This is a genomic window from Klebsiella sp. BIGb0149 (genome assembly GCF_004362605.1).
Lineage (GTDB): Bacteria > Pseudomonadota > Gammaproteobacteria > Enterobacterales > Enterobacteriaceae > Klebsiella > Klebsiella terrigena.
Map to the genome: position 1 here is coordinate 40780 of NZ_SNYG01000013.1, position 10566 is coordinate 51345.

Below are 10566 nucleotides of genomic sequence, written 5' to 3' on the forward strand. Positions count from 1 at the left end.
TAGCTGGCTACGCCCATCGGTATCCCCGGTACGCTTCGCGCAGCCGGGGAGTACCTGGCGATATCAGGACGCGATATCAGGAGTAGTGCTGCTGGAGCATCGGCGACGCCGCGGCATCCTGATTGACCGGGGCCGTCACGGCACCAATGGCCTGGCTACGGAAAGGAATGACCTGCGGCCGGCCGTCAACGTCAACGATCTGGTAGAACTGCGGCAGGTTGAAGTTGATAAAGCTGGAACCGTAGGTGAACCGATCGTGCGATGAGGAGTAGAAGCGGCTAACGTCGCGCACCAGCTCCTCTTTACTGCCTTCACAGTGATGGTAAACCTCGGCGCGGTTGCTCTCGTCGAGAATATAGATATTAAATCCGCTGTCGTTATCCGCCTCTTCAAAGAAGAACTGAATAATCCCTTCGCTGGCAAAACCATCCACCACCTGCGGCAGCCTGACGTGGTTGGTTTCTACCTGAACCGACAGGCCGTGCAGCTTGTTGTGCGAAATGGCGCCATAGAATTCAATGGCATTTTCCAGCTTCTGCACCGAGACGTTAAGACGTTCAAAGAACAGGCCCCACGTCTGTCCTGAGACGCGCAGCGCCTTGAAGCGGCCGGTGTCCTGACGGGTGCTGGAGAGGCGTAGCTCAACGCACTCGGAGACCAGCTGCTGCACGCGGGTGCGGATGAGCCCGCGCAGATGCTGGCTGTAGCAGAACACTTCAACGCTATCCGGCGGCGCGGCGTCCTGGTGCATTTTGCCCAGAATGGTCTTCAGCGCTTCGATCATCGCCTGCTCGCCGTTGAAGTGCAGGGTTCGCACTTCGTTCCACGAGTTGCGATACAGCAGGTCCACGCTGCCTATCAGGCACTTCTGCTCTTCGCCAAAGCTAAATACGTCCAGCTTGCGGAAGTCAAAATGCACCACCTGATTGCGGAACGCGGCGGTCGGATCGTACTCAAGGTTAACGATAATCGCCAGATGGCGGATTTCGCAGGGGCTATACAGCGCTTTCGGCGTAGGCGAAGGCAGACGCAGCGGGAAGTGGTGAGAAACATCGGCCACCATCTCCTGCAGCTTCGCCAGGTCGACAATGCCGTTGCCCTTAATAAACAGCCGGGTGCGCGACGTCAGCAGGCCGTTAAACCACGCCCATGCCACCAGCTTGTTCAGATAGCGGTTATATTCCAGCGGCTGATGGCTAACGATCGATTCCATATCCGGCGCGCGGTTATAGACGTACCAGCCGGTGCGGTTGGCGCGGCCCGGCGGCACGTGGATAAAGGTCAGATTCGGTTCGGAGAGATCCGGTGATATCTGCGGGTTCACCAGGGTCACTTTCCCCGGCAGCGCTTCAAACGCCGCGTACAGCTTGCGGGTCAGCACGCCAATATCCTGCGGGCTGGCGGAAACGCTGAGGTTGTTGCGACGCGCAAAACGAATCAGGTTGCGGTAGCTCTGCATCATCGCATCAAGCAGTTCGTTGTGCGCTTTGCGTACTTCGTCGATCTTCCAGTTGGCCCGGTTGTCCAGCATCGCCAGACGCTTTTCATCCCAGCCCCACTCTTTCACCAGGTGGCTCACCACCTCGCGACGCCAGCCCACGCAGGCGCGCTCGCGGCTCAGCTTTTCGCACACTTTGAGGTAGAAACATCGGCGTACCAGGTCGAGGCGCGTCTCGTCCTCGATGGCCTGCAGGTAGATCGTGACGCGTTCCAGCATCATGCAGTAGGGATCGAGACCGAAGGAAACGATCTCGCCGTCGTGCAGGCGCTGTTTAATATCTTTCGCCAGCAGGCGGTTATTGGGGTATTCCCAGGAATAGGCTTCCAGCAGCAGCGTTTTCAGCACCGCCTTATAAGGCGAATCAATGCTTTTATACAGCTGCCACAGGCTGGCGCCGAAATACTCTTCCGCCGACAGCGAGCTCAGGCCGCCGAGATCCAGCCATTCGTTCGGCGTCAGCACGCCCTGCGCGTAGAGGCTCATGACGTAATCGTCATAGTGCTCTTCTTCGTCGCACGGCACCATGTTCCACAGAATACGCTTGCCGGCAAGGCGCACGGCGGTGCGGTAGAATTCGTCCAGCAGCAGGATATGCTGCGTAGAGCCGCAGTCTTCGCCGCCCAGGCTGCCGCTTTCGTTATGGCGGAAGCGGTTCTCATCGATCAGGAAGAAGCTGACTTCCACGCCCAGCGACGCCGCCCAGCTCTCCAGCAGGCTGCATTTACGCTGCAACAGCTGGCGCTCGTCGGTATCGAGCCAGGCCTGGTGGCAAACCCATATATCAAGGTCGGAAGAGCAGCTTTGGCCGACGGATGAGGTGCTGCCCATGGAGTAAACGCCGGTAATCGGCAGCTCGCCTTTCGGCGGCTCCTGCGTCAGCATGCCGCGGTTTAGCTCAAGCTCGTCAAGGTAGTGGCGTTGGGTTTCATCAGGCGTGTAAAGGCAAATGCCTCGGGGAACGTTACCGTCAAGGTAACCCGGCATCAACGGGTGATGATAATGTAGTAATGTCGGCAGTAGACTGTAAACCTGCTGAAAAGCGGGTCCCATGGCAGCAAGCGCGCGATCTACGCGCAGTTGGTTGATGGCATCCAGTCTCTGTTTCAGTGTCTCAATATAGAGGTACAAGACATATCGCCTGATGTTCAAAAACCCGACGTACCATAGCCAGTACCGGGTTTCAGTATTTCAACAAAAACCGTCACCATTCGTCGTCGGTGTGGTTGTGATGAACTGCTGACGGACAAATGGTTTAAAACGTGATCAATCTAACACCTTGCTGATTGACCGTAAAGAAAGATGCGCTACATACAAGTGTAGCACCGTTTACTGCGTGTAAATTCCTCTCTACGGTTCGGCAACCGGTATGCGCATAAAAGGCCAATAAAGAGATGGCCGAGGTCCTGCCCCACAAAACTGACATCCATAAGACAACAATGTTAGGATGGTTTGTGGTCGACAATGACGGTAACAAGCATGTTAGACAAAGTTTTGAAAATTGCCACAAGGCAAAGCCCACTTGCGCTATGGCAGGCGCATTATGTGAAAGAGCGCCTTGAGTCCTGCCATCCGCAGCTCAAGGTTGAACTGGTGCCAATGGTCACTCGCGGCGACGTGCTCCTTGATACACCCCTCGCAAAAGTGGGTGGCAAGGGCCTGTTTGTCAAAGAGTTAGAGCTTGCCATTATGGAAGGGCGCGCCGATATCGCCGTCCATTCTATGAAGGATGTTCCCGTCGAGTTTCCCGAGGGCCTCGGGCTGGTAACGATTTGTGAGCGAGAAGATCCGCGCGACGCTTTTGTCTCAAATCACTATGCCTCCATTGACGCGCTGCCTCAGGGCAGCATCGTTGGCACGTCAAGTTTACGCCGCCAGTGTCAGCTGGCCGCACGGCGCCCGGATCTGCAGATTCGTTCCCTGCGCGGTAACGTCGGTACCCGTTTGGGCAAACTGGATAGCGGTGAGTATGACGCGATTATTCTCGCCGCGGCGGGGCTGCTACGCCTCGGGCTCGAAGCACGAATTCGCCAACCGTTAAGCCCTGAACAGTCGCTGCCCGCCGTCGGCCAGGGCGCAGTCGGCATCGAGTGTCGGCTTGACGACGAATGGACGCAGGCGCTGCTGGCGCCGCTGAACCATGCGCCAACGGCAATACGTGTTCGCGCCGAGCGGGCGATGAACACTCGCCTTGAGGGCGGCTGTCAGGTGCCGATCGGCAGCTACGCCGAGCTTATTGACGGCGAGCTGTGGCTACGCGCGCTGGTCGGCGCGCCGGACGGTTCGCAGATGGTTCACGGCGAGCGCCGCGGACGCCCGGAAGACGCCGAGCGCCTTGGCGTCTCTCTGGCGGAAGAGCTGCTGGATAACGGTGCCCGGGAGATCCTGACCGCCGTTTATGCCGGAGAAGCGCCACGATGAGTATCCTGGTCACCCGTCCGCTGCCGCAGGGCGAAGAGCTGGTCAGCCGCCTGCGCGGGCTGGGACGCGTGGCCTGGAGCTTTCCACTGATTGAATTTACGCCCGGCCGCGAGCTGCACACGCTCGGCGACCGGCTGGCGGCTCTCTCCTCGGGCGATTTATTGTTCGCCCTTTCGCAGCACGCCGTGGAGTTTGCCCACGCTCGCCTGCAGCAGCAGGGCCTGCGCTGGCCGCTGGCTCCCGGCTATTTTGCAATTGGCCGCACCACGGCGCTGGCCCTGCATAAGGTCAGCGGCCACAATATTCGCTACCCATTAGATCGGGAAATCAGCGAAGTCTTGCTACAATTACCTGAATTACAAAACATTGCTGGTAAGAAGGCCCTCCTGCTTCGCGGCAATGGCGGCCGGGAACTACTCGGCGAAACGCTCCGCGAGCGCGGCGCTGATGTCACTTTTTGTGAGTGCTATCAACGTTGTGCAAAGCATTATGATGGTGCAGAAGAAGCAATGCGCTGGCAGTCTCGCGGCGTCTCCACGCTGGTCATTACCAGCGGTGAGATGCTGCAACAGCTTTGGACGCTGATCCCGCAATGGTATCGAGAACGGTGGCTCCTCCGCTGTCGCATTTTAGTTGTCAGCGAGCGCCTGGCCCAGCAGGCACGGGAATTGGGCTGGCAGGATATCCAGGTTGCCGAAAGCGCCGACAACGATACGCTGCTACGCGCATTACAATAACTCTCAACATTGGAAGCCATAATGACGGAACAACAAAATCAATCCGCCGTGGTTGAAGAGACCAGGGAGGCCGTGGAAAAGACGCCACAGCCAGAGAAAACCGGGAAGGAAAAGGGCGGGAATAAAACCAGTCTTGTTTTGAGCGCGGTCGCTATCGCGATTGCCCTCGCCGCCGGCGTGGGCCTGTACAGCGTGCACAAGCAGCAGCTATCCCGACAGAACGCGGCCAGCTCCGCGTTAGCCGCGCAAATTGCGGCCCTGCAAAAATCGCAGGAAGGCCAAAAAACCGAACTCGAAGGCATCATCAGGCAGCAGGCTGACCAGCTGACCGCGGCCAAAAGCCAGCAGGATGCGCTGGCGAAGCAGCTGGAAGAAGTGCAGCAGAAAGTGGCCGTTATCTCCGGCAGCGACGCTAAAACCTGGCTGCTGGCGCAGGCTGATTTCCTGGTGAAGGTTGCCGGACGCAAGCTGTGGAGCGATCAGGACGTCACGACCGCCGCCGCGCTGCTCAAAAGCGCCGATGCCAGCCTCGCCGACATGAATGACCCCAGCCTGATTGGCGCGCGCCGCGCCATCACCGACGATATCGCCTCGCTCTCGGCGGTAAGCCAGGTCGACTACGACGGCATCATTCTCAAAGTGAATCAGCTCGCTAATCAGATAGACAACCTGCGTCTGGCGGATAATAACGACGACGACTCGCCGATGGATTCCGACAGCGAAGAGCTGTCCAGCTCCATCGGCGAGTGGCGTATTAACCTGCAGAAAAGCTGGCAGAGCTTTATGGACAGCTTTATCACCATCCGCCGCCGCGATGAAACGGCAGTGCCGCTGCTGGCACCGAACCAGGACGTCTACCTGCGCGAGAATATTCGCTCCCGCCTGCTGGTCGCCGCGCAGGCGGTTCCGCGCCACCAGGAAGAGACCTACAAGCAGGCTCTGGAAAACGTATCAACCTGGGTTCGCGCCTATTACGATACTGACGATGCCACCACCAAAGCCTTCCTTGAGGAGGTCGATAAGCTGAGCCAGCAGAGCATCACCATGAGCGTACCGGAAAATCTGCAGAGTCAGGCAATACTCGAGAAACTGATGCAGACGCGAGTACGTAACCTGATGGCACAACCCGCCGTCGCGCAGAGCGGTGCTCCGGCTCCTGCCCCGACGCCAGCCGTGCCGGCACCAGCCCCTGCGCCACAAGGAGAGTAACGCATGTTGAAAATTCTCTTACTCTTCGCACTGCTGATCGCCGGGATCGTTATCGGTCCGATCATTTCCGGCCATCAGGGCTACGTGCTGATCCAAACCGATAACTACAACATTGAAACCAGCGTTACCGGCCTGGCGATCGTACTGATCCTCACAATGGTGGTGCTGTTTGCCATTGAATGGCTGTTGCGGCGTATTTTTCGCACCAGCGCCCATACCCGCGGCTGGTTCGTAGGTCGTAAACGCCGCCGCGCGCGCAAGCAAACCGAGCAGGCGCTGTTAAAACTGGCGGAAGGCGACTACCAGCAGGTTGAAAAGCTGATGGCCAAAAATGCCGATCACGCCGAGCAGCCGGTGGTTAACTATCTTCTGGCGGCGGAAGCGGCCCAGCAGCGCGGCGATGAAGCCCGCGCCAATCAGCATCTTGAGCGCGCAACGGAGCTGGCCGGAGACGATCTGATCCCGGTCGAGATTGCCCGCGTGCGCCTGCAGCTGGCGCGCAATGAAAATCATGCGGCGCGCCACGGTATTGATAAGCTGCTGGAAATCACTCCCCGACATCCTGAAGTCCTGCGTCTGGCGGAACAGGCCTACACCCGCACCGGCGCGTGGCACTCGCTGCTGGATATCATCCCGTCCATGGCAAAAGCCAACGTCAACGATGAAGAGCATCGCGCCGCGCTCGAGCAGCAGGCGTGGATCGGTTTAATGGATAAGACGCTGGCCGATCGGGGCAGCGAAGGCCTGCGCGAATGGTGGAAAAACCAAAGCCGTAAAACGCGTGGCCAGGTCGCGCTGCAGGTGGCGATGGCGAATCTGCTCATTGAGAGCGATGACCACGATACCGCGCAGCAGATTATTATCGACGGCCTGAAAAAGCAGTATGACGATCGTCTGGTGATGCTTATCCCGCGCCTGAAGACCAATAATCCGGAACAGCTGGAAAAAGTGCTGCGCCAGCAGATCAAAACCGTCGGCGATCGTCCGCTGCTGTGGAGTACGCTGGGGCAATCGCTGATGCGCCATGGCGAATGGCAGGAGGCCAGCATCGCGTTTCGCGCCGCCCTGAAGCAGCGCCCGGATGCGTTTGACTACGCCTGGCTGGCGGATACGCTCGACCGCCTGCACCAGCCGGAAGAGGCCGCCACTCTGCGCCGCGACGGCCTGCTGCTAACCCTGCAGAACAATACGCCGCAGTAGCCGTCCCAGCCGCTGTCGCCTCATCAGGGGCGACAGCGCTCTTCTCGCCGCGCCCCTTCTCTGTTTATCCCCTGCCCTTTTCTTACCGGTCCCTGAAAGAAAAAAACGCCCGCACTGATAATCAGGGCGGGCGTTAAAACAGGTCTGTTTGACAACAAATTGGGTGCTTCACTCAACGTCGTGTCCATGGTGTTTGATGAGACCAGATAATGGCGACATCTGTCAGTGGACGATAAGCACCGTAAACGGCTCTGCGTCATTCCTGAGTTTATGAGGCACTAAGGCGAACATAAGAGATGGAATGAGCATCTACCCGTTTATTATCGCACAGGTTCTGTGGAGATGACATCTCCCCCGATGGTGAATTGGGAGTTTTCTGGACAAATAATGGCGGTAGAAGCAGGGAGTTTTTATTTTTTAAATCAGGAAGATACGAGGATTTTTTGCAATATCAGAAAACAAAAAACCCCGCCGAAGCGGGGTTCAAAATTGGTCGGCGAGAGAGGATTCGAACCTCCGACCCACTGGTCCCAAACCAGTTGCGCTACCAAGCTGCGCTACTCGCCGATATACTGCTTTTTGAATTTTTAGTTCAATTCTTTAAAGTCGTGGTGCGAGGGGGGGGACTCGAACCCCCACATCCTAAGGACACTAACACCTGAAGCTAGCGCGTCTACCAATTCCGCCACCTTCGCAATTCACAACTCTATCAAATAATGGGGTGGCTAATGGGATTCGAACCCACGACAACTGGAATCACAATCCAGGGCTCTACCAACTGAGCTATAGCCACCACTACAAATCTTTTCACGCGGCAATGTCTAAAACATTCCACCGCAGCTCAAGCACCGGGTTAAATGGTGCGCCCGACAGGATTCGAACCTGAGACCTCTGCCTCCGGAGGGCAGCGCTCTATCCAGCTGAGCTACGGGCGCTTAGCGCCGTTGCGGGGTCGGATATTACGGACTTCCCCCCCCGCTGTCTAGTGCCTTTTTAAATAAAATTTCCGTTTGCTCACACTTTATGCGCTTTGCTGCTTATTCAGCCGCTTTATCGACATTTCCATGCCGCCCGAGGCCAAAAACCTTATAAATAAGGGTCACCAGGGCCAGGAAAAGAATTCCGACAAACAGCGACATCCGGGTATCTTCGTTAAAACCCATGCCGATCAGCACGCAAACCAGAAACGCCATCGTAATATAGTTCGCCCATGGGAAGAGCAGCGAGCGGAACGGGTGGCTGGCCATCGCCTCCTGATGCGCGCGGCGAAAACGCAGCTGGCTAATCAGGATCACAAACCACGGCACCATACCCGGCAGCACGCTGGCGCTGTAGACGTAGACGAACACCCGCTGCGGATTGGGAATAATATAGTTCAGGCAGGAGCCCACCAGCAGGATCAGGATCGACAGCGCGACGCCGACCGCCGGTACGCCGCTGCGGGAGACCTTGCCGACTGCCGCCGGCAGCTGGCGGTTTTTTGCCAGCGCGTAGAGCATGCGGCCACAGCTGTACATTCCGCTATTGCAGCCGGAAAGCGCGGCCGTCAGAACCACAAAGTTGATAATGCCCGCCGCGGCGGTGATGCCAATCTTCGCAAAGGTCAGTACGAACGGGCTGCCGCCGGAGCCAATCTGATTCCACGGGAAGATAGTCACAATGACGAAAATGGCGCCTACGTAAAAAATAAGGATACGCCACAGAACTTTGCCGACCGCGCTGCGCAGGGTCACCTGCGGATTCTTCGCTTCTCCGGCGGTAATACCGATAAGCTCAACGCCCTGGTAGGAGGCAACGACAATACAGAGCGCGGTCAGGAAGCCCTTCCAGCCGCCGGCAAAGAAGCCGCCGTGTTCGGTCAGGTTGCCAAAGCCGATAGAGTGCCCGCCGTTACCAAAGCCAAAGAAAATCACCCCCAGCCCGACCACAATCATCACGATGATGGTCGTGACCTTAATCATCGCAAACCAGAACTCGATCTCGCCGTACAGGCGTACCGCCGCCAGGTTCGCCAACGCCACCAGCCCAACGGCAATCAGGGCCGGTATCCACTGCGCCATCTCAGGGAACCAGAACTGGACGTAAACCCCGATGGCCGTAATCTCCGATATCCCTACCGCCATCCACATAAACCAGTAGGACCAGGCGGTCAAATAGCCGAAGAACGGGCTCATATAGCGGTGAGCGTAAACGGCGAACGAGCCGGTTACCGGTTCGAGGAACAGCATCTCCCCCATCGAACGCATGATAAAGAAGACAAATAAGCCCGCAATAATATACGCCAGCAGGACCGACGGGCCGGCCCATTTCAGCGTACTCGCCGATCCCATAAATAAACCGACGCCAATCGTACCGCCAAGGGCGATTAGCTCAATGTGCCTGGCCTCCAGCCCGCGCTGAAGTTCCGCTTTTTTCTCAGTCATATACCCTCTTGTGTTTGCCCTGCTCCGGGTTTTACTCGTTCCCCGCCGAACGGCCTCGCTATTGGCAGCACGCACCTATCCCTCCGTCATCATGATGGTTGTCGGAAAGTTAGCTGATAAGCCGCCTTGATGCCCTTCTGAAGGTCCCGCGCATATACCGGTTATTTTTATAAATGTGTGAAAGGAAATAGCCCTGCCTGCACGCCGGCAAAGAGTGCCGGCGCGCATTAAGCATGCGAATGGTTAATTAATTTTGCCGAAATGGCAAATAAAGTATCAGCCAGGTGAATACATTACACAGAATATGTGTGAAAACTCGCCGGTTTGCAGTGGAATATTAGAGCTGACCGGTATAATACCAACGTAAATATCGCAGCAGCCTGATCTGTCTTTTAATCCGGCTCGGCTGTGATATCAAACGATAGAACCACTCCAGCCCCATATTCTGCCAGAACCTGGGGGCCCGGTGAACGTGGCCGGTAAATACGTCGTAGGTGCCGCCCACGCCCATATAGAGCGCCTGCGGATAAACCCGCCGGCAGTCGCGCATCAGGATCTCCTGGCGCGGTGAACCCATCGCCACGGTGACAATCCTGGCCCCGCTGTCGCGGACGCGCTCAAACAGCGCCTGGCGGTGGTCGGCGGAGAAATAGCCGTCCTGGCTGCCGACGATGTTAACATTCCAGCGCTGGCGTAGCTGCGTACAGGTCTGGGCCAGCACCTCCGGCTTGCCGCCGATCAGAAAGACCGGCGTGCCCTGGGCTCCGGCGCGCTCCATCAGGGCTTCCCACAGGTCGGCCCCCGCCACGCGCGATACCTGGGCCTGAGGATATTTTTTACGTAATGAACGCACCACGCTAATACCGTCGGCATATTTAAATTCTGCCGCTTCAATCAGCGCCCGAACCTCGGGATCGTCCTCGACTGCCAGCATCTTTTCGGCATTGATCGCCACCAGCGTACCCTGACGAATGGCGCCGTCAGCGTAGAGAAAATCCAGTGCGTGCTGCATGTCGCGCCACCCGATGAGCTGTAAACCTCTCAGCAGATACAACGGCGCGGAAGTACTCTCAGACAT

General features: G+C 57.4%; 7 protein-coding genes and 4 tRNA genes. 4 read left to right on the forward strand and 7 right to left on the reverse strand.

All coding sequences use genetic code 11. The annotated features are described in order from the left end of the window. Window positions 1-76 precede the first annotated feature (76 nt). The gene (gene cyaA, locus EDF75_RS26360) at window positions 77-2629 is read right to left on the reverse strand and encodes a class I adenylate cyclase (RefSeq protein WP_045853607.1); all 2553 of its coding nucleotides are present in this window, start codon (window positions 2627-2629) and stop codon (window positions 77-79) included. A gap of 348 nt (window positions 2630-2977) precedes the next feature. On the opposite strand from cyaA, the gene hemC reads away from it, so the two are divergent. Genes hemC through hemY form a run of 4 tightly spaced genes read left to right on the forward strand, consistent with a single transcriptional unit; the run spans window position 2978 to window position 7065 of the window. After that, the gene (hemC, locus tag EDF75_RS26365; RefSeq protein WP_133601424.1) at window positions 2978-3919 is read left to right on the forward strand and encodes a hydroxymethylbilane synthase; all 942 of its coding nucleotides are present in this window, start codon (window positions 2978-2980) and stop codon (window positions 3917-3919) included. Then, complete coding sequence (hemD, locus tag EDF75_RS26370; protein ID WP_133601425.1) at window positions 3916-4656, forward strand: uroporphyrinogen-III synthase; 741 nt, start codon at window positions 3916-3918, stop codon at window positions 4654-4656. The genes hemC and hemD overlap by 4 nt, the downstream gene beginning before the upstream one ends. 21 nt (window positions 4657-4677) lie before the next feature. Beyond that, window positions 4678-5865 (forward strand): uroporphyrinogen-III C-methyltransferase, encoded by a 1188-nt coding sequence (gene hemX, locus EDF75_RS26375; protein WP_133601426.1) that lies wholly within the window; start codon window positions 4678-4680, stop codon window positions 5863-5865. A gap of 3 nt (window positions 5866-5868) precedes the next feature. Further along, entirely contained in the window at window positions 5869-7065 is a 1197-nt protein-coding gene (gene hemY, locus EDF75_RS26380) for a protoheme IX biogenesis protein HemY (RefSeq protein ID WP_133601427.1), read from the forward strand. Between the two features lie 490 nt (window positions 7066-7555). Here hemY and EDF75_RS26385 read toward each other — a convergent pair. From EDF75_RS26385 to wecG, 6 genes are all read right to left on the reverse strand, one after another. After that, window positions 7556-7632: transfer RNA gene (locus EDF75_RS26385), tRNA-Pro, on the reverse strand. A gap of 42 nt (window positions 7633-7674) precedes the next feature. Next, a tRNA-Leu gene (locus tag EDF75_RS26390) sits at window positions 7675-7760 on the reverse strand. A gap of 22 nt (window positions 7761-7782) precedes the next feature. After that, a tRNA-His gene (locus EDF75_RS26395) sits at window positions 7783-7858 on the reverse strand. 65 nt (window positions 7859-7923) lie between these two features. Then, window positions 7924-8000 (reverse strand) — tRNA-Arg (locus EDF75_RS26400). A 102-nt stretch (window positions 8001-8102) separates the two neighbouring features. Further along, window positions 8103-9488: a bifunctional threonine/serine APC transporter ThrP gene (thrP, locus tag EDF75_RS26405; protein ID WP_133601428.1), complete on the reverse strand. Its 1386-nt coding sequence runs from the start codon at window positions 9486-9488 to the stop codon at window positions 8103-8105. Between the two features lie 337 nt (window positions 9489-9825). Continuing rightward, window positions 9826-10566, reverse strand: coding sequence for a lipopolysaccharide N-acetylmannosaminouronosyltransferase (wecG, locus tag EDF75_RS26410; protein WP_133601429.1), 741 nt, complete (start codon window positions 10564-10566; stop codon window positions 9826-9828).

Coding starts and splice junctions, on each gene's coding strand:
- hemC (WP_133601424.1), top strand. CDS start 2,978: ATGTTAGACAAAGTTTTGAAAATTGCCACAAGGCAAAGCCCACTTGCG.
- hemD (WP_133601425.1), top strand. CDS start 3,916: ATGAGTATCCTGGTCACCCGTCCGCTGCCGCAGGGCGAAGAGCTGGTC.
- hemX (WP_133601426.1), top strand. CDS start 4,678: ATGACGGAACAACAAAATCAATCCGCCGTGGTTGAAGAGACCAGGGAG.
- hemY (WP_133601427.1), top strand. CDS start 5,869: ATGTTGAAAATTCTCTTACTCTTCGCACTGCTGATCGCCGGGATCGTT.
- thrP (WP_133601428.1), bottom strand. CDS start 9,488: ATGACTGAGAAAAAAGCGGAACTTCAGCGCGGGCTGGAGGCCAGGCAC.
- wecG (WP_133601429.1), bottom strand. CDS start 10,566: ATGTCTGAGAGTACTTCCGCGCCGTTGTATCTGCTGAGAGGTTTACAG.